19 protein-coding genes are annotated in these 17817 nt (G+C 39.8%); 3 read left to right on the top strand and 16 right to left on the bottom strand.

Features of this window, described 5'->3' with window-relative positions; all coding sequences use genetic code 11:
- Nucleotides 1-22: 22 nt before the first annotated feature.
- The 10 genes from BMX30_RS13620 to BMX30_RS13575 form a co-directional block, all read right to left on the bottom strand.
- A complete protein-coding gene (locus tag BMX30_RS13620; RefSeq protein ID WP_090746554.1) occupies nucleotides 23-778 on the bottom strand; it encodes an ABC transporter permease in 756 nt (251 codons plus the stop codon).
- Nucleotides 762-1550 (bottom strand): ABC transporter ATP-binding protein, encoded by a 789-nt coding sequence (locus tag BMX30_RS13615; RefSeq protein ID WP_090746551.1) that lies wholly within the window; start codon nucleotides 1548-1550, stop codon nucleotides 762-764. Before BMX30_RS13615 ends, BMX30_RS13620 begins: the two co-directional genes overlap by 17 nt.
- Before the next feature lie 153 nt (nucleotides 1551-1703).
- On the bottom strand, nucleotides 1704-1988 hold the full coding sequence (locus BMX30_RS13610) for an AzlD domain-containing protein (protein ID WP_425283764.1): 285 nt from the start codon (nucleotides 1986-1988) through the stop codon (nucleotides 1704-1706).
- Nucleotides 1989-2001: 13 nt separating this feature from the next.
- On the bottom strand, nucleotides 2002-2718 hold the full coding sequence (locus BMX30_RS13605) for an AzlC family ABC transporter permease (RefSeq protein WP_090746879.1): 717 nt from the start codon (nucleotides 2716-2718) through the stop codon (nucleotides 2002-2004).
- Between the two features lie 151 nt (nucleotides 2719-2869).
- Nucleotides 2870-3664, bottom strand: a complete 795-nt coding sequence (locus tag BMX30_RS13600; protein WP_090746545.1) for an ABC transporter ATP-binding protein — start codon at nucleotides 3662-3664, stop codon at nucleotides 2870-2872.
- Entirely contained in the window at nucleotides 3639-4661 is a 1023-nt protein-coding gene (locus tag BMX30_RS13595; RefSeq protein WP_090746542.1) for an ABC transporter permease, read from the bottom strand. The genes BMX30_RS13600 and BMX30_RS13595 overlap by 26 nt, the downstream gene beginning before the upstream one ends.
- 90 nt (nucleotides 4662-4751) lie before the next feature.
- Nucleotides 4752-5759, bottom strand: coding sequence for an ABC transporter substrate-binding protein (locus BMX30_RS13590; RefSeq protein ID WP_090746540.1), 1008 nt, complete (start codon nucleotides 5757-5759; stop codon nucleotides 4752-4754).
- 171 nt (nucleotides 5760-5930) lie between these two features.
- Complete coding sequence (locus BMX30_RS13585) at nucleotides 5931-7487, bottom strand: fatty acid--CoA ligase family protein (protein ID WP_090746537.1); 1557 nt, start codon at nucleotides 7485-7487, stop codon at nucleotides 5931-5933.
- Nucleotides 7488-7644: 157 nt separating this feature from the next.
- The gene (gene lplA / locus BMX30_RS13580; RefSeq protein ID WP_090746534.1) at nucleotides 7645-8634 is read right to left on the bottom strand and encodes a lipoate--protein ligase; all 990 of its coding nucleotides are present in this window, start codon (nucleotides 8632-8634) and stop codon (nucleotides 7645-7647) included.
- Nucleotides 8635-8649: 15 nt separating this feature from the next.
- Complete coding sequence (locus tag BMX30_RS13575) at nucleotides 8650-9384, bottom strand: MBL fold metallo-hydrolase (protein WP_090746531.1); 735 nt, start codon at nucleotides 9382-9384, stop codon at nucleotides 8650-8652.
- A gap of 156 nt (nucleotides 9385-9540) precedes the next feature.
- Here BMX30_RS13575 and yhfH point away from each other — a divergent pair, with 156 nt between their 5' ends.
- Nucleotides 9541-9675: a protein YhfH gene (gene yhfH, locus BMX30_RS13570; protein ID WP_090746528.1), complete on the top strand. Its 135-nt coding sequence runs from the start codon at nucleotides 9541-9543 to the stop codon at nucleotides 9673-9675.
- 176 nt (nucleotides 9676-9851) lie between these two features.
- Here yhfH and hemH read toward each other — a convergent pair whose 3' ends face one another.
- Complete coding sequence (gene hemH / locus BMX30_RS13565; RefSeq protein WP_090746525.1) at nucleotides 9852-10781, bottom strand: ferrochelatase; 930 nt, start codon at nucleotides 10779-10781, stop codon at nucleotides 9852-9854.
- Nucleotides 10782-10977: 196 nt separating this feature from the next.
- Nucleotides 10978-12024 carry a uroporphyrinogen decarboxylase gene (gene hemE / locus BMX30_RS13560; RefSeq protein ID WP_090746521.1) on the bottom strand — a complete coding sequence of 349 codons (1047 nt, stop codon included), beginning with the start codon at nucleotides 12022-12024 and terminating at the stop codon, nucleotides 10978-10980.
- A 232-nt stretch (nucleotides 12025-12256) separates the two neighbouring features.
- Here hemE and BMX30_RS13555 point away from each other — a divergent pair, with 232 nt between their 5' ends.
- The gene (locus BMX30_RS13555; RefSeq protein ID WP_170843885.1) at nucleotides 12257-12763 is read left to right on the top strand and encodes an antibiotic biosynthesis monooxygenase family protein; all 507 of its coding nucleotides are present in this window, start codon (nucleotides 12257-12259) and stop codon (nucleotides 12761-12763) included.
- Between the two features lie 264 nt (nucleotides 12764-13027).
- On the opposite strand, the gene BMX30_RS13550 is transcribed toward BMX30_RS13555, so the two are convergent.
- Nucleotides 13028-13666, bottom strand: a complete 639-nt coding sequence (locus tag BMX30_RS13550; protein WP_090746518.1) for a phosphatase PAP2 family protein — start codon at nucleotides 13664-13666, stop codon at nucleotides 13028-13030.
- Nucleotides 13667-13795: 129 nt separating this feature from the next.
- On the opposite strand from BMX30_RS13550, the gene BMX30_RS13545 reads away from it, so the two are divergent.
- Nucleotides 13796-14971: a M20 family metallopeptidase gene (locus BMX30_RS13545; protein WP_090746515.1), complete on the top strand. Its 1176-nt coding sequence runs from the start codon at nucleotides 13796-13798 to the stop codon at nucleotides 14969-14971.
- A 52-nt stretch (nucleotides 14972-15023) separates the two neighbouring features.
- Here the strand turns inward: BMX30_RS13545 and BMX30_RS13540 are convergent, their stop codons facing one another.
- From BMX30_RS13540 to BMX30_RS13530, 3 genes are all read right to left on the bottom strand, one after another.
- Complete coding sequence (locus BMX30_RS13540; protein WP_090746512.1) at nucleotides 15024-15749, bottom strand: EcsC family protein; 726 nt, start codon at nucleotides 15747-15749, stop codon at nucleotides 15024-15026.
- A gap of 98 nt (nucleotides 15750-15847) precedes the next feature.
- The gene (locus tag BMX30_RS13535; protein ID WP_090746509.1) at nucleotides 15848-17059 is read right to left on the bottom strand and encodes an ABC transporter permease; all 1212 of its coding nucleotides are present in this window, start codon (nucleotides 17057-17059) and stop codon (nucleotides 15848-15850) included.
- Nucleotides 17052-17792, bottom strand: coding sequence for an ABC transporter ATP-binding protein (locus tag BMX30_RS13530; RefSeq protein WP_090746873.1), 741 nt, complete (start codon nucleotides 17790-17792; stop codon nucleotides 17052-17054). The genes BMX30_RS13535 and BMX30_RS13530 overlap by 8 nt, the downstream gene beginning before the upstream one ends.
- Nucleotides 17793-17817: the final 25 nt, after the last annotated feature.

Below are 17817 nucleotides of genomic sequence, written 5' to 3'. Positions count from 1 at the left end.
TTCTCTCCCTTTTAAGAAAAATTTAAGATTCTAATCCCCAGCGTTTCAATACGGTCTTTTCTACTCGCTGGAAGATAAGCTGATCAACAATATAACCGATGACCCCAATGATAATCATGACACCAATAACAAGGGCCATATCTCCAAAGTCAGAAGCAAACCGAAGAGTATAACCAAGTCCTGGACCGGTGCTCAATAATTCCCCGGCCATTAACGCCCGCCAACAGAAAGCCCAAGCGAGTCTTGCCCCCGTCACAACGTGGGGAATTGACGCTGGGAAAATGACACGAACAAATAAATCCCAACCTTTGGAGCCCATTGTCTGTGCTGCTTTAATATAAAGAGGATGAACATTCTTTATTCCTGAGCGCATATTGAGCGTCATCACAAAGGTTCCCCCTAAAACGACCACGAAGATAACCGATGTTTCATTCATTCCGAACCACATAATAGCAAGCGGGAGCCAAACAATGCTCGGTACAGCCTGCAATGCAAGAATAACCGTTCCAATCGTCTCATCAGCACTTTTCGATTTTGCTAATAGAACACCTAAAGCGGACCCAATCAACAAAGATAAAGCGAGACCTATTGCAAGCCTTTTAAAACTGGCTACTAAATCATAAATCAATGTTTTGTCTTCAAATCCTGTTACTAAAGCATTCAGAACCATCGTTGGTGAAGGAAGTATAATCGGCATCCAAAGTTCTAGCCGTGAACCAATTTCCCAAAAGGCGATAATTGAAGTGAAAAATATAATTCTTTTAAGTGTTGGATGCATTAGCCAATTCCTCGCTTACAACTTTATCGATTTCTTTCTTCAAATAGCCCATGATGTGCTCTTCAATTTCGAGCATTTCCTTTTTGTACTGCTCCCTTGGGCGAGGAAGATCGACCTTAATATCCTGAAGAATCGTACCTGGTTTGGTACCCATGACGATAATCCGATCCGATAGTTTAATGGATTCTGAGATACTATGGGTAACAAACAAGATGGTTTTCTTAGTTTCAGTCCAAATTGTCTCAAGCTGGCCATGGAGTCGTGACCGTGTTTGTTCATCGAGTGCCCCAAAGGGTTCATCCATCAACAATGTATCTGGGTTCATTGCCAGTGCCCTTGCTATGGCAACACGCTGTTGCATTCCACCTGAGAGCTCATGCGGATAATGATGTAAATAATTGCTTAGTTGCACCATCTGTAAGTACTTTTTCGCTTGATTTTCTGCTTCTTTTTTGGACATCTCTTTTTTTAGGGGAAAAGTAACATTCTCCAATACATTCAGCCATGGAAATAAAGCTGCCTGTTGAAAAACCATGCCTCTGTCTTTTCCAGGTTTGGTTACCTTTGATTGGTTAACAATGATTTCTCCACTAGTTGCCTTTGTAAGACCTGCTACAATGGAGAGTAACGTTGATTTCCCACAACCTGAAGGACCTAGGATTGAAACAAATTCTCCTTTTTCAACTTTTAAGTCAATATTAGTTAAGACATTAATGGCTTTGTTATCTTTATCTAAAAATTGTTTTTGGATATCATTAATTTCTATAAACATATCGAATCCATCCTATCCTTATAAATCATATTAGATTACTCGGAAATATACTCTCAATTATACTGTATTCTTCTTGCTTGTCAACATTTCTATTTTTTATTTTCTATAATTATAGGGATTAAAAAAACAGGTCCCTTATTAGGAAGCCTGCGATTAAAAAAATAATGAATATGCACTTAAGACGGCAATTGAACCCATAACGACGACTATGACATTTGCCCCTAGAAAAGCGACGACAAACGCTGCTAATGCCCCAATAACTCCGTACCAAATATCCTCTTGTATGTATAACACAGCTGGGAATATCAAAGCTCCTAGGGTAGCGTAGGGCACGTTTTTAAGTACTCCTTGGAGGAACGGTGGAAGTTCTTTCCCTCTAAACATGATAAAGGGCAACATCCTAGGAATAAAGGTGACAATCCCCATGCCTATAATCATAATCACAATCTCCTTACTCAACACCGGACACCTTCCCTTTCTTCTTCATTATTTCAATCAACTCCACCAATACAGCTGATAGAAGCGTCGCTGCCACTATGGCCCATCCAGTCGATAACCATTCTGTCATTGTAAAAACTGAATTAAAGCAAGCTGCTAACGCAGCAAGGAAGATAACTTTAACCCCCTGTTTCATTGAAGGAACTAACAAACCAATAAACATTGCATAGAGAGCAATTGACATACTTTGTTGCAATGTTGCAGGGAGACCAGCTCCTATTGCAAAGCCAATTCCCGAGCCCATCACCCAGCTAGCGTAGGCAATCAAGTTCAATCCAAACATATAACCAGTAGAGAGCTTCCCAGGTTGAGTAGCAGCTACTGAAAAAGTTTCATCTGTAATCCCAAAAGAGTAGACAATCCGATTAATCACCCGATCGAATTCCACCTTTTCATTTAAAGAAGCAGCCATTAGGAAATGACGAATGTTTACAATAAAGGTGGTGAGGATAATTTCAACGATTCCGGTCCCTAACGCAATTAGACTTAATGACATATACTGAGAAGCCCCAGCAAACACAATCATGCTCATCATTACAGTCTCACCGATACTCAACCCCGTGGTTTTTGCCAGTAATCCAAATGTTAGCGCAACAGGAACATAACCAATTGCAATGCTTATTCCGGCATGAAGCCCTTTCTTAAACTCGCTCCCTTGATTAATAGACATTACATTTTCCAACTAGATCCCACCTTCCTAAAAAAAATCCATTATCTATTATACAAAGAATTACAAGTTTTATATATTAAAAATTTGCAAGGATCTAACTTAACACCATAAATAGGCAAAACAAAAGTACATGGGCACCCCATGTACTTTGTTAAATCAAAACTGCCCGGTCATTGTTCATCTTTTCGCCGCGAATTCTTTGGAACTCATTTAAAAGCTTTTCGACCGTTAACTCCTGTTTGGCTTCTTGGTCAGCTTCAAAGATGATTTGTCCCTTATCCATCATGATAAGTCTATTCCCTAATTCTAATGCCTGCTGCATATTATGGGTAACCATAAGTGTCGTTAAACCGTACTGACTAACAATTTCCTTTGTCAGTTGGGTAACAAGTTCTGCTCTTGACGGATCCAGTGCTGCTGTATGCTCATCAAGAAGCAGGATTTTCGGTTCAGTAAAGGTTGCCATCAAGAGAGATAGTGCCTGCCTTTCACCACCAGAAAGGAGACCAACCTTCGCTTGTAAACGATTCTCAAGGCCAAGATGAAGACTCTCCAGTTTTTCCTTAAAGAAATCTCTTCGTTTCCGATTTACACCTAATCCAAATCCTCTATTCTTTACTCGAGAATAGGCAATGGCTAAATTTTCTTCAATCGTCATTGAAGGGGCCGTTCCAGCCATAGGGTCTTGAAATACTCTTCCTATAAAGGAAGAGCGTTTATGCTCTGACATTTCAGTCAGATTCTTACCATCAATGTTAACACTTCCTAAATCAGGAGATAACTTACCGGAGATCACACTCATCACCGTTGATTTCCCAGCACCATTACTCCCAATCACAGTAACAAAATCACCGGGGGCCATATGGAGATTTATATGGTTAATGGCGACTTTTTCATCAGGTGTTCCTTCATTAAAAACCTTATAAATCTGATTTAACTGCAGCAAGGTTCTGCCCCCTTCCTTCAGATTCGGCTTGTTTCATCGCTTTAAGCCGTTTCCGTTTTCTCTGCTTTTCTTTTTGGCGGTCAATCACTTTTGGCAGAACCAATGCACAAATAACAATTAAAGCAGTGATCAGCTTCATATCTCCGGTTTCAAGGAATTCAACTCTCAGGGCCATCGTCACAATAATCCGGTATAGAATCGCGCCACCAATTACCGCTGCTGTTGCACGGATAATATTTTTTGCCCCAAATATCGCTTCACCAATAATGACGGATGCAAGACCAATGACAATCATCCCAATTCCCATTCCGACATCACTGAAGCCGTTATATTGGGCGACCAGTGCTCCAGAAAAGGCAACAAGTGCATTCGACAAACCTAAACCAAAGATTTTATAAAAATCTGTGTCTACGGAAAAGCTGCGCACCATTGTTTCATTATCTCCAGTCGCACGTAAAGCAAGACCTAATTCAGTTTTTAAGAACCAGTCCATTCCAGCCTTCACAATAAAAGCTAGGATAACCATGAGAAATAAAATCGCCCATGTTTTAGGAACGAAACCGCTAATACCGATTGCGGATAATCCTCCTTGGATTGCATCATCAATCTTTAATCCCTTCCAGAACTCTGTAAGTTTCGTAATCACCGTCTCTTCAGACAGCATGGAAATATTTGATTTCCCCATAATTCGTAGATTAATTGAATATAAGGCGATCATCATCAGGATACCGGATAATAGCGCGTTAATTTTCCCCTTTGTATGGAGAAGTCCTGTAAAACACCCGGCTAAGAATCCCGCTATTATAGCAGCGATTGTTGCAATAAAAGGATTAAAGCCGTTGACAATCATGATTGCAGCTACGGCACCACCTGTTACAAAACTCCCGTCAACAGTTAAGTCTGGAAAATCAAGGATCCGAAAAGACAAGTATACGCCCAATGCCATAAGGGCGTATAATGCACCAGCCTCTAAAGACCCAAAAATAGCAATAGGCATAGTCAACTTCCTTTCTTAGATGCTTAAAAACGGTCCGGTTATATATGTTCTTCCTGGCTGTAAACCGGACTGTTCAGATTGGCATCACTCTTAGTCAAGGTATTCAGCCAGGCTATCCCACTCTTCTTTCAATTCAATGTTCATTTCTTCTGCTGCTTTTTTGTTGATTACTAACTTCAAGTTTTGTGGATATTGAACTGGGAGTTCGGAAGGTTGTTTTTCACCTTTCAATATTTGCGCAGCCATAACCCCTGCCTCATAACCAATATCAGCATAATCAAAGCCATAAGCCGCAAATCCACCCTTAGCAACTGAATCTAGTTCTCCAACAAACAACGGAATATCATTTTCGTTTGCTACCATAATGACAGCGTCAAGACCTGAAACCACAGTATTATCGGTGATAATATAGATCACATCTGCTTTGCCTACTAGAGATTCTGTCGCTTGCTTTACTTCAGCAGTAGTTGAAACAGTCGCCTCGACAAATTCAAGGTCCGTTTCTTTCCCTGCTTCTTTTACCATCTCAATTTGGGCAATGGAGTTCTGTTCGCCAGAGTTGTAAACTAAACCAACTGTCTTTCCTTCAAATTGCTCGTCGATAAACTTCACCGTGTTCGGGATCCCTTCGGGGTGATTATCAAGTGTTCCTGTTACATTTCCTTCTGTATTTTCCATTGAGTTAACTAGTTCAGCTCCAACTGCATCGGTAACAGAAGTAAACACAATTGGAATATCCTTTGTAGCATTTAATGCGCTTTGAGCACTAGGAGTTGAATTTGCAAAGATTAAATCGACACCATCTCCTACAAAGTTTTGAGCGATGGATGTGTTATTGTTTGCATCCCCTTGCGCAATTTGCAAATCATAATCTACTTCAAGTCCCTCATCCGCTAAGGCCTTTTTAAAACCGTCATAAGCGGCATCAAGAGAAGGGTGTTCAGCAATTTGAGTTACACCTACTTTATAAGTAGTAGCTCCTTGTTCTTTCTCCCCGCCATTAGACGAATCCGAGCCCGCTTCATCACTACCACAGGCTGCAAGCAACAAAGCACTGGTCATACCTACTGCAGCCATCCATTTCATTTTCTTTAACATTTTATTTCCCCCTATTATTAATATTCTCTTTACCGCTTTTATGCTTTTATTTGTTAAATTATAATATTATCTTAATCTAGTTTTCAAGTAATTTTCAATAATTTTAGAAAATTTAAAAATCCAGATAACACAAACAGGCAGACTTTCTAAGTCTGCCTGCATCATAACTGTTTATTTTGTTTGAAGAACTTGATCTTTTAATGATCTACGCAAAATTTTACCAGTTGTGTTCTTTGGTAGTTCTTCGAGGAATCCAATTGAACTAGGAACTTTGTATTTTGCCAAATGCTCCCTGCAATACTCAAGTAACTGATCTTCGGTTAGCTCAGGATTTTTACTAACAACGAACGCTCGAACGGCCTCTCCAAAGTTTGGGTCGGGTACACCTAGAACAGCAACCTCAACGACTTCAGGGTGAGCATATAGCACTTCTTCTACTTCACGTGGATAGACATTATAGCCTCCAACGATAACAAGGTCTTTCTTACGATCGACAATATAGAAATAGCCATCCTCATCCATTCTCGCAAGGTCGCCAGTATACAACCAGCCATCCTTAATGGTTGCCGCTGTTTCTTCTGGCATCTTATAATAGCCTTTCATTACATTCGGTCCTTTAACAGCAAGCTCTCCAACTTCGCCCGGACGAACTTCTTCTCCCAGTTCGTTAACTACCTTGTTCTCGACATTAACAATTGACTGGCCAATCGAACCTGCCTTACGCGGGCGGTCTAATGGATTAAAGCAAGTAACAGGGGATGCTTCGGATAAACCATAGCCTTCAGATACAGCCACATTAAACTTTCTTTCAAAGTTTTCAAGCAGAGCTACTGGCATAGCTGCCCCACCTGAAATGCACAAACGTAATGATTTCATATCTTCCGGATTTCCTTCAGGGTACTGTAGCAAGAAGTTATACATTGTTGGTACGCCTGCGAACACAGTTGCATCATACTTCTTAGAAACTTCGAAAATCTCCCCAGGTGAGAACCTTGGTACGATTAATAAAGTTGCCCCATTCATCAACGGTGCATTTAAGGCGACTGTTAAACAAAACACATGGAACATTGGTAATGTTGTAATTACTTTATCATCTTCGTTAATCTTCAAATAATCGCTTACATCAGTTGCGTTGCTGTACAGGTTGCGATGGGTAAGCATAGCACCTTTTGGCTTACCTGTTGTTCCAGAAGTATATAGTATAAGTGCAACTTCATCGTCAGAAAGTTGAGGACCCTCAAAATCAAGCAAACCCGCTCCCAAGACTTCAGTAAACGGTTTCAATTTTGGGTAAACAGAAAGCTGGGATACATCAAGATTGGCTGCATCACTTTGCCCAGATTCGCAAGTAATGTAATGTTCAACCGTTGGCAACTGCTCATGCATTTTTTCTGCCAAAGGTATCATTAGATCAAGACCTACGACTGTTTTAACGTCACCATTCCGAAGTATGTAACCAATTTCATCAGCGGTATAAATTGGATTAACTGGAATAACCGTTGCCCCTAAACGAAGAGCTCCATATAAGCCAATCACAAAATGTGGTGAATTTCCTAATAGTAGTGCAACATGATCCCCTTTTTTTACCCCTAACTGCGAAAGACCTGATGCAAATTTTGTAACAGCAGCATCTAATTCAGCGTATGAAGTTCCTTTATCCATAAAGTAATACGCAGATTTTCCCCCAAGTCGTTTCGCCGTTTGATGAAGTTGTGTAGATAAGTTCATTTTTCCATCCCCTTTTTTAGAAAATAAAAACAGAAAGCGCTATCAATTTTCTAAATATATTATATTGAAAGAAAATTACACATTCAAGAGAAAACTCTTAAAATTCACTAAAATAAATAAAAAAACACGATGCAACCTAGGCATCGTGCTTTTTTCATTAGTAAATTAATTGAAGGAAATCCTCTTTGGAAATATTTCCAAAATAATGTTCAATCTTAACTTCTGCAAGTGCTGACTCTAATGCCGCTCTTTCATACTTCACACCTGTTAACAGGTTTTCAATGTCAGTTACATCACCAACACCGAAAAAGTCACCATATATTTTACAATTTCCGACGATTCCTTTGTCGACTTCAAGTCTCACATCAACTTGTCCGACTGAGAAACGATGAGAGTGCTGAATATTGAAACGTGGGGAGCGACCGTAATTCCATTCCCAAGCTTGATATTTTTCCTTAGACAGTTGGTGGATCTTTTCCCAATCCTCCTCTGTCAATTGATACTGAGGAATTTTATCTTCGCCAGAGAAAATATTTTTTAACAGCAGATTTCTAAACTCATCAATCGTAATTTTCTCAGATATGAACTCTGAAATATTCGCTACGCGACTTCGAATTGACTTTATGCCCTTTGACTCAATTTTATCTTTTCTTACTTTAAGTGCGGACACAACGTGATCAATCTCTGAATCAAACATCAGCGTCCCATGACTGAACATTCTTCCTTTAGTAGAGTATTGTGCATTACCTGATATCTTTTTTCCTTCTGCGATTAAATCATTTCGACCACTAAGTTCTGCATTAACCCCTATCTTCCTTAAGGCATCAACCACTGGTTCAGTAAACTTTTTAAAATTATGGAAGCTATCTCCATCATCTTTCGTGATAAAACTGAAATTCAAATTTCCCAAGTCATGGTATACAGCGCCCCCGCCAGATACCCTTCTTACAACATGTATGCCATTATTTTCTACATACTCTGTATTAATTTCCTCAATTGTATTTTGGTTTTTACCGATAATAATAGACGGCTCATTTATATAAAATAGTAAATAGGTTTCATTAATGTCCAAATTCTTAACTGCATATTCCTCGATAGCCAGATTAATATGAGGATCAGTAATCCCCTTATTGTCAATAAATAACATCTTCAAGTCTCCTTTTTAAAGCGATATTGATAAACCTTCCTCTGCTAATTGAGTCGGGCCACTATAGTTTTGTCTTGCTTCCTTTACTAACTGATCGATTTCCCCATAATGAGGCAAATGAGTCAGTACAAGCTGTTGAACCTTTGCTGATTGTGCCAATTGTCCAGTTTCAAAACTAGTCATATGGCCCGCACCCTTCCCGTTTTGATGACCATAAAAATTACATTCACATAGTAGGACATCTGCTTCTCTAGAAAAATATACAAACTCTTCTTTATAAGCGGAATCCGCTGTATAGACAATTGCCTTTCCTCCTGCCTCAATCCTCATTGCAAAGCATGGAACAGGGTGTACTGTTCTCAGGAACGTAATCGTGAATGGACCAATTTCAATTGACTGTTCAGGGTCGTAAGCCACTCCCTTGGTCACATTTTTATATGTAAGCTTAGAAAACTCATGTTGATCTAAATTATGACCATAAATCGGAAGAACTGGAGGCTTCGTGCCTAGGAATCCCTTGATAAGACGGGCATGATAAAGCACACCAATATCAGCATTATGGTCGGGGTGGTAGTGAGAGAGCAAAACCGCATCTAATTGTTCAGGCTGAATATAATTTTGCATTCGAGAGAGTACACCACTCCCACAATCAATTAGTAAATTAAACCCATTATGTTCAACAAGATATCCTGAACTTGCTTCATTTTTATTTGGATAGCCACCCCAGCACCCAATAACAGTTAACTTCATTTCATCCCTCCTAGGTATTTGTCCATATTAATTATCCCCTCGTTAGCCTATTTTACTTTGTTATAAAACAACCATTGACAATTGAGCATCTGTTATAATACAATGAAGTCAATTAAATATAACTGCAAGAAAATTTAAACAAATGGGGGTAACAACATGCTTGAGAATGTCGTTGAATTTTTTCGGAATCTACCTGCAAAGAATTGTACAGAATGTGGTGAAACCATAAACGAACAACATGAGTGCTATGGCAGCAAGTGTGATAGTTGTATGGACCCAGCAAAACACTAAGAATAGTATACAAAAGAGCCTTTTATGAATGAGTATTATATAACAGATGATTCTATATATCTGAAGCCAGCCGTACAGAACGGCTGGCTTCTTTTTGTTGAAAAAATGTGGTTAAGTTGTGCCTTTTCCAGAAAGGCTAAACTGTTTATTTGATTACCCTTAGTCCTTAGCTAGCACTAATTTAATTTCTTTAAAACAATTGCAGCAAGCGCATCTATAAATTCTGGTTGGGCATTTGGCATTTCCGGCCTATAGTAGGTGGCACCTACTTCATCTGTAACCACTTTACACTCATAGTCATTGTCGTATAGCACCTCTAGATGCTCGGCAACAAAGCCAGCCGGTACATAAACAAATGCCTTATAGCCGTGCTCATTGTATAGATCTCTTGTTAAATCTTGTACATCAGGTCCAAGCCAAGGCTCTGGTGTATTTCCAGCACTTTGCCATCCTACAGCGAAATTCTTAATTCCTGCTCCACTTGCAATAAGCTCAGCAGTTTGTTGTAGTTGATCTGGGTATGGATCACCAGACTGAAGGATTTTCTCTGGCAAGCTGTGAGCCGAGACAATTAGTACGGAGTTTTCTTGCTCATCTGCAGGCATACCTGCAAATGTTTCCTTCACTCTATCTACCCAATATTGGATAAACTTAGGTTCATCGTACCAGCTTTCCACAGATGTAATAGATGGTCCACCGAGTCTTTCTGCCTCAGCAAGCGCCCGTCCATTATAGGACTTAACACTAAACGTGGAGAAATGAGGAGCGAGAACAATGCTAACAGCCTGTTCAATTCCATCTTCATGCATTTGTTTAACAGCATCCTCGACAAATGGCTCGATATGCTTTAATCCAAGATACATCTTAAACTCATATTTATCTTGAATTTGATTAAGATGTTGCTCAAGCTTTTCAGCTTGATCTTGCGTAATCTGTGCAAGTGGAGAAATACCGCCAATCGCTTCATACCTCATCTTTAAATCTTCAAGTAACTCTTCAGACGGCTTGCGTCCATGCCGAATATGAGTGTAATATCTTTCAATATCCTCTTCTTTATATGGGGTTCCGTAAGCCATTACAAGTAAACCCATTTTCTTTTTTGCCATGATTGCACCTCTTTTTACAGTCGATATACTAAAAAGCATAAGCACCTGGAGAAGAATATAATAAGACTGTGACCTACATAACATCCTTAGGTAGTTGTCTTATTTTGTCGAATCCAGGTGCTACATTAGTTCAAATCTATTTTGCCAAAATATCGGCTAATTTACCAATATCCTAACTCGGAGGTCGAAAAAGATGTTATCTTCCTAATTTCTCAGCGGAGTATTCATGGATAAAACTTGTCAATCTCTTTAATGTGGCTGGGTCAACGGATGGGAATACTCCATGTCCAAGATTAAAGATATATCCAGGTTGCTCCATGCCTTGATCAAGAATGGCTTTAGCTCTTTCCTCAATTACCTCCCAAGGTGATAGAAGAATAGCTGGATCTAGGTTCCCCTGAACGGGTTTTTGAATACCCATATCACGTGCCTCTTTAATTTGAAGACGCCAGTCAAGGCCGACTACATCTAGCGGCAAATCATGCCACTCCATTGCTAGGTGACTTGCGCCAACACCAAACATAATTAATGGTACATTTTCCTCTTTTAGCTCTGAGAAGATCCGATGCATGATTGGCTTGATATAATAACGGTAATCTTGAACATTCAAGGCACCTACCCATGAGTCAAAAATCTGAATTGCTTTTGCCCCTGCCTTGATTTGTGATTTAACATAGGTGATAACGACTTCTGCTAGCTTGTCCATTAACGCAAACCAAGCTTTAGGCTCAGAATACATGAAGGCTTTCGTTTTGTTGTAGTTTTTCGAAGGGCCACCTTCAATCATGTAGCTAGCGAGTGTAAATGGTGCACCTGAGAACCCAATCAATGGCACTGATAGCTGCTCTTGGGTGAGCAGTTTAATCGTTTCCATTACATAGGGAACATCTTCTTCAGGGTGAATTTCTCCAAGCCTTTCGACATCCGCTAGGGATGTAATTGGATTCGAGATAACCGGCCCAATTCCAGACTTAATTTCAACATCCACACCAATTGCCGGTAGGGGAGTCATGATATCTTTATAAAGAATCGCTGCATCCACATTGTATTGCTCTACAGGTAATCTAGTTACGTACGCACAGAGTTCTGGCTGATGTGTGATTTCAAATAAAGAATATTTTTCCTTAATTGCTCTGTATTCAGGTTGGGAACGACCTGCTTGGCGCATGTACCATACAGGGACATGATCCGTTTTTTCTCCTCTAGCTGCTCTTAAAAATGTGTCGTTGATTGTTCTCGTCATTAAAGTGATCCACCTTTCACGTAACTCTATATACTTAGTTTTTAACATATTAAAATTTATAAACACTCATTTATGGCTATATACACTATATCGTTTTTGACTAGGAGATGGATAGTTTTAAGCCAAATGTCATAAAACTGACGCTTTTGTACCCTCTTTCGATTTCATTTGGGGTCAAACCAAACAACGGTATATAATATAAAGTAACAAAAGAATCAATTGAGGTGATCTCTTGAACATTTTTATTACATCCGGGACCACGGATTATTTGCAAAAAGTAAAAAAGAAGTATTCAAATGAGAACATGATACTAATGGGGGATGATGAAACATCCGTTATTCTCCACGAGACAAACGGGAAAACCCTCTTCAATCACCCACGGAAATATGAAGTCATTGACTCTTTTGGAACCTTTGAACAAGCCAAGTATGTAGTAATGAACAATATCCCTGTCACAGATGAAGGTAGACCTCTTTTTGAGTATCGCTTCAAAAATCGCAAACGAAATATTGAAAACCAAGATGGTTTTGTCGCCATTCGTGTCTTGCGTCCGCTTTTATCCAACACCTATGTTATTTTGACCCTTTGGGAGAGTCAAAGTGCTTTTAATAAATGGAAGGAATCTGAATCCTTTCAAAAGGCTCATAATAAGCCTAATGCAAGCACTGGCGCTCCACCATCGGACATTTTCTCCGGGCCATCATATATCACCACGTATAGTATAGCTGAAGAAGAATAGTCTTTCAAAGAGAAGGCCACTTGCCTTCTTTTTTTGTGACTGATATTGTATCCTTCCTTAACCAATTGAAGCATATTCACAAATACCTCAGTAGCCTGGAGGCACGTTTTATGAAGATGGGTTCTCGTCGGATTCCTCCTTGTGTTCATCTTCATCCTATGCCAAGAAGGTCCCCGGCAGGCCTGATGTTCGCTGAGTGCTATAGTCAATCAACATAGTGCTTTAATAAAGCCATTGAAAAAAGCTTGCCCACGGCAAGCCTTTTTATATTTTCTTTGCCTTCCTCGAGAATAGTTCATAAATATGGATCCAGATCATCACCCAAGCCACCCCAATACCATAACCGGCAGCAATGTCTGATGGGTAATGGACGTTTAAAGCCACCCTGCTTAAACCATAAATAAAAATAATCCCGATGGTAACAGCAAACGTTAGTAGCCTCTTTTGCTTAGACTTTAATCCTTTCAAGATAAAATAAGCTGTAAGTGAATACAAAATCAACCCAATCATTGCATTTCCACTTGGGAAGCTTAACGAACTAACTTCTACAAGATGATCTGAAGCTGGCCTCGGTCGACCATGCCAATTTTTTAAGACGGTATTCAGAAGATATCCTGACAATAATGCGAAAATCAATACACCTAATGCCAAAAAGTCTTTCTTGCGGAGTCCAAGCCAAAGAATGACAACCATTGCAATGATGACAAAACCTTCTGTTGCGCCTACAGCAGAAAATACTCCTAGCAATAGATCTTGTGAATTTGCCAGTATCCTTCCTAGTCCAACACTGATCTTTTCATCAAACTGAATTGTGTTCCCACTAGAAATGGCAATAGCAAAGTAGATATAAGTCAATAAGCCCAATAATCCAAATGATAGCCTTTTTATATGTAATGCCTCCATGTCAACCTCCTACATTCCTAAGAAACTATTTAATATTACTAGCCTATATTACTTAATTCTTCAAAATTATTAAAGTTGAATGATATAATTATTTCAATTGACAGACAACTCGAAAGGAGAGGTTCATTTTTGAAAGAGATCTTATTCAGCAAAATAGATAATTACTATGATGAAATGGTTGAAATTAGAAGATATTTACATCAACACCCAGAGTTGTCTTTTCAGGAAATTCAAACTGCTCATTATATAAAATCCTACTATGAAAAATTAGGGATTGAAGTGAGGGGAAATGTTGGTGGAAACGGTGTAGTCGCCAAAATTTATGGAACAAAGCCAGGAAAAACAATCGCTCTCCGCGCTGACTTTGATGCCCTTCCGATTCAGGAGGAGAATGATGTCTCATATAAATCGCTCGTTCCAGGAGTTATGCACGCTTGCGGCCATGATGGTCATACGGCTACACTTCTTGTTTTAGCGAAGATCCTCCATGAAATGAGAGAAAGTCTCTCTGGTACATTTGTGATGATTCACCAACATGCTGAAGAGTACGCCCCCGGGGGAGCACTTGCGATGGTTGAAGACGGGTGTCTTGAGGGTGTCGAGGTTATTTATGGCACTCATTTATGGGCTACAGTTCCTACGGGAACAGTCCAATATCGTCCAGGAGCTTTTATGGCTGCCGCTGATCGGTTTGAAGTAACCATCCAAGGGAAAGGCGGTCACGGTGCACAGCCTCATAACACAAAGGATGCCATTGTTGCGGCTTCCCAGCTTGTTATCAATCTACAGCAAATTGTCAGCCGGAGGGTTAAACCAGTGGACCCCGCCGTCGTAAGTGTTGGTTCTTTTGTTGCGGAGAATGCCTTTAATGTCATCGCCGATAAAGTAAAGCTCGTCGGTACGGCTAGAACTTTTACTGAGGAAAGCCGGGATTTAATTGAAGCAGAGCTAGAGAAGGTAATCAAAGGTACATGCTATGCAAATGATTGTACTTATGACTATACGTTTTTCCGTGGATATCCGGCAGTGTGGAACCACCCTGCCGAAACAGAGCTGCTGATGGAAAGCGCGGCTAAAGTTGCTGAAGTAACAAACGTGGAAGAGGCCGAACCTGATATGGCTGGCGAAGACTTCGCCTATTATCTAAAGCATGTAAAAGGAAGCTTCTTCTTCACAGGCGCATGCCCAGAAGGGATAACCACCCCTTATCCACACCATCATCCAAAGTTTAATATCAATGAAAGTGCAATGCTGATTGCTGCCAAAACCCTCGGCATGATTGCTCTAGATTCCGTAGCAGAATAAACTCAACCAAGTTTTGTTGGGTGTTGGAACCGAACCAAAAAGCCCCTAGCCATTATGAAATAGCTGGGGGTGTTTTTAAAATTCTTAATCGATAGGCATTCATCGCCGTTTCACCTAACTGATCCAGAAGATTATAATTTGCATAAGCACCGACAATTGCCCCGACTCCCGGAATAAGCTGTGCCATTTTTATCAAATCAATATAATCCCTATATTCTTGCTGGAAATCCTTCCAATTCATATTTAATAGTTCCTGTTTTCGACTGTCCCAATTGTCGATAATCGCTAGAGTGTCTTGCCGTTTGTGGTCACTTGAAAACGCAAGCTGAAAAACTTGAAGAATAAAAAGCCTCTCTTCATAGTCGGACGGATCATAACCATAAATCGAAGCGGCTTCAAAAAGGAATTTCATCTTAATGGATAGTAGTAAGGGGAAATCTGCAAGCCCCAAAAATATACCTCCTGCCCCGGTTCCTGCGCCCTCAACCATTGCGGTCTTTCGATAAGCAGCAAGTTTCTCCTTGAGCAATTTATCCCTTTCCAGTAAGCTTAACCCGGCCCCCTGATGCCTTTTTGTTGTATAATCTGATCCGGTTAACGTGGCGTTGACCATGTTCTTTATCCCATCCGTTATTACCTGATGCACCTTCTCAGGAATCATATCATTCACTCTTGCCTGTACCTTCTTAGATGCCCTTGTCAGCATATTAGAGCGTTTCTTCATCTTTCGTTTCCAATCTGTGATTTCATCAAATACCTGAAGTTCATACTCATTCATGTTTTTCCCTCCATATATATCCATACGTTCTTACGTTTTATTTCGTTTCAAAAAAAATCCCCTTCAGCGACTACAAGGAGTGCTAAAAAGGGATTCGTTTATGCTTGTCTTCTTTTTTTACTATAAAAATGGACAAAAAACAGAGTAAAGAGAACACCCAGGAGAATGGTCAAAGCCGCCGTTATCCAATCCTGCTTGACTAATATAACCATTCCAAACAGAGCCGTCTGAATAAACAAAATCATGGATAGCAACTTCGTAAAAGCTTTTTCCTTCACCTTTTCACCAAGTGGATATAAATCCAACCACAATTTATTCTGATGATGATTCCACAATGGGAGCAATTGAAAACCTGTTAAATACATGAACAAAAGGGCAAGTATGATTTGACCCGTTCCATAAGTAAGGAAATATAATCCTAATGACCCAATGACCGTGAGTCTAAGAAAGAGACCAAAATAATCTCCGGAACGGAAAAACGTTCTAGTGTAAATGTGAGAGTATGTATGGTCTTGACCATATGCCATTCCCCTCAAGAATCCATCAAGCCACTTTCTCCGTTTCACTTGATCCTTCAGCTTGGGTACATCCGTGAATAGGTTAGCAATCCGATAAAAAGCCCCCATCCTTTTCTCTTCTTGCTCAATTAAATATTCCCACTTCAATCCCTTTTCTTTCGTTTGAGATTGATAATAAATAAATAACAACACCAATACAATGGCTAAGATGGCGATGAAAATTAAATTTGCTCCATCAAACAGTAAATACAAGAGGACTGCGTTGGCAAAAAAACGAACTATGGAGTCAACTTTATGAGTATTCTTTTCAATATAGTATTGTACTTTCCATCTTATGAGTAAATTAAAGCCTTTAAGGACCAGAAGAATCAGTAGAAATGGAATGAAAGTACGGAAGCTTGTCTCCGTTACTTTCACATACATTGGCATAACCAATGCCAAGAGAATCAGCAACACGTATGACTGCAGAAACAAACTTAACAAAATGCCTCGTTTAAAATAGACCTCAAGTTTCGTTTCTAGTGGCAATAAAAAGACTTTATCGGCCTCGGAAAGAAAGGTTAAAATCGGACTATATGTAAGAGCAAATGCTATCAATAAAGACATAAGGAGAGCAGCTGGAAAATTAGCGTCAAGTGTCTTAATCCACTCTTGGTAATAAAAACCGGCTGTACCAATTAGAAAAAGAAAGACAATGACAAGATGGCCATTAAAAATGTAACGAAGGTAACGGCTTGTCTCTTTTACAAATAATCCAAACCTCTCGTTCCACAGAGTCTGTGCATTAAACATAATCTTCTTCCTTTGTTAGCTGGATATATAAATCATCGAGAGTCGCTCCTGGCATTCCAAATTGCGACTGCAATTCCTTTAATGTCCCTTTTGCACGGACAGCCCCCTCATGAAGAATAACGAATCGATCACAATACCGCTCCGCAGTTGCAAGGATATGGGTGGACATGAGAATTCCCGCACCGTTATCCTTCATTTTATCCATTAAGTCAAGCAAGGATTGGATACCAAGTGGATCTAATCCGACAAATGGTTCATCCACTATATAAAGGGAAGGCTGCACTAAAAAGGCACACATAATCATGACCTTTTGTCTCATCCCTTTGGAGAAGTGAGCTGGGAACCACTTTAGTCTTTTTTCCATCCGAAACTCTTTAAGTAGCTCGCCAATTCGGGCTTTATATACAGTTTCTTCAATTCCATAAGCCATCGCCGTTATATTCAGATGTTCCTCTAGAGTTAATTCGTCATAAAGAATTGGTGTTTCCGGAATAAAAGTAAATTGTCTTCGGTATTCTTCTCGGCCTTCATTTATGGTATGCCCGTTGATTTGGATTTCTCCCTTATGAGGCTCCATTAGACCAATAACATGCTTGATGGTGGTACTCTTTCCTGCTCCATTCAAGCCAATCAACCCTACAATCTCATTAGCCCCTACCTCAAAGCTTACATCCTTTAGCACAGGATTCCTCGTATACCCACCAGTAACATTTTTTATCTCTAATAAAGCCATCGGCAACGTCCTTTCACTCATTCCT

Source organism: Mesobacillus persicus (genome assembly GCF_900109925.1).
Lineage (GTDB): Bacteria > Bacillota > Bacilli > Bacillales > Cytobacillaceae > Mesobacillus_B > Mesobacillus_B persicus.
The sequence above is the reverse complement of the archived record's forward strand: the minus strand, read 5'-3'. Positions and strand labels throughout refer to the sequence as shown.

Excerpts from the sequence above, each read along its gene's own strand:
- BMX30_RS13615 (WP_090746551.1), bottom strand. The coding sequence starts at position 1,550 with ATGTTTATAGAAATTAATGATATCCAAAAACAATTTTTAGATAAAGAT.
- BMX30_RS13535 (WP_090746509.1), bottom strand. The coding sequence starts at position 17,059 with ATGTTTAATGCACAGACTCTGTGGAACGAGAGGTTTGGATTATTTGTA.
- BMX30_RS13575 (WP_090746531.1), bottom strand. The coding sequence starts at position 9,384 with ATGAAGTTAACTGTTATTGGGTGCTGGGGTGGCTATCCAAATAAAAAT.
- BMX30_RS13605 (WP_090746879.1), bottom strand. The coding sequence starts at position 2,718 with ATGTCTATTAATCAAGGGAGCGAGTTTAAGAAAGGGCTTCATGCCGGA.
- BMX30_RS13620 (WP_090746554.1), bottom strand. The coding sequence starts at position 778 with ATGCATCCAACACTTAAAAGAATTATATTTTTCACTTCAATTATCGCC.
- BMX30_RS13610 (WP_425283764.1), bottom strand. The coding sequence starts at position 1,988 with ATGATTATAGGCATGGGGATTGTCACCTTTATTCCTAGGATGTTGCCC.
- BMX30_RS13585 (WP_090746537.1), bottom strand. The coding sequence starts at position 7,487 with ATGAACTTATCTACACAACTTCATCAAACGGCGAAACGACTTGGGGGA.
- BMX30_RS13590 (WP_090746540.1), bottom strand. The coding sequence starts at position 5,759 with ATGTTAAAGAAAATGAAATGGATGGCTGCAGTAGGTATGACCAGTGCT.
- hemE (WP_090746521.1), bottom strand. The coding sequence starts at position 12,024 with ATGACGAGAACAATCAACGACACATTTTTAAGAGCAGCTAGAGGAGAA.
- lplA (WP_090746534.1), bottom strand. The coding sequence starts at position 8,634 with ATGTTATTTATTGACAATAAGGGGATTACTGATCCTCATATTAATCTG.
- BMX30_RS13550 (WP_090746518.1), bottom strand. The coding sequence starts at position 13,666 with ATGGAGGCATTACATATAAAAAGGCTATCATTTGGATTATTGGGCTTA.
- hemH (WP_090746525.1), bottom strand. The coding sequence starts at position 10,781 with ATGGCAAAAAAGAAAATGGGTTTACTTGTAATGGCTTACGGAACCCCA.
- yhfH (WP_090746528.1), top strand. The coding sequence starts at position 9,541 with ATGCTTGAGAATGTCGTTGAATTTTTTCGGAATCTACCTGCAAAGAAT.
- BMX30_RS13530 (WP_090746873.1), bottom strand. The coding sequence starts at position 17,792 with ATGGCTTTATTAGAGATAAAAAATGTTACTGGTGGGTATACGAGGAAT.
- BMX30_RS13595 (WP_090746542.1), bottom strand. The coding sequence starts at position 4,661 with ATGCCTATTGCTATTTTTGGGTCTTTAGAGGCTGGTGCATTATACGCC.
- BMX30_RS13540 (WP_090746512.1), bottom strand. The coding sequence starts at position 15,749 with ATGAATGAGTATGAACTTCAGGTATTTGATGAAATCACAGATTGGAAA.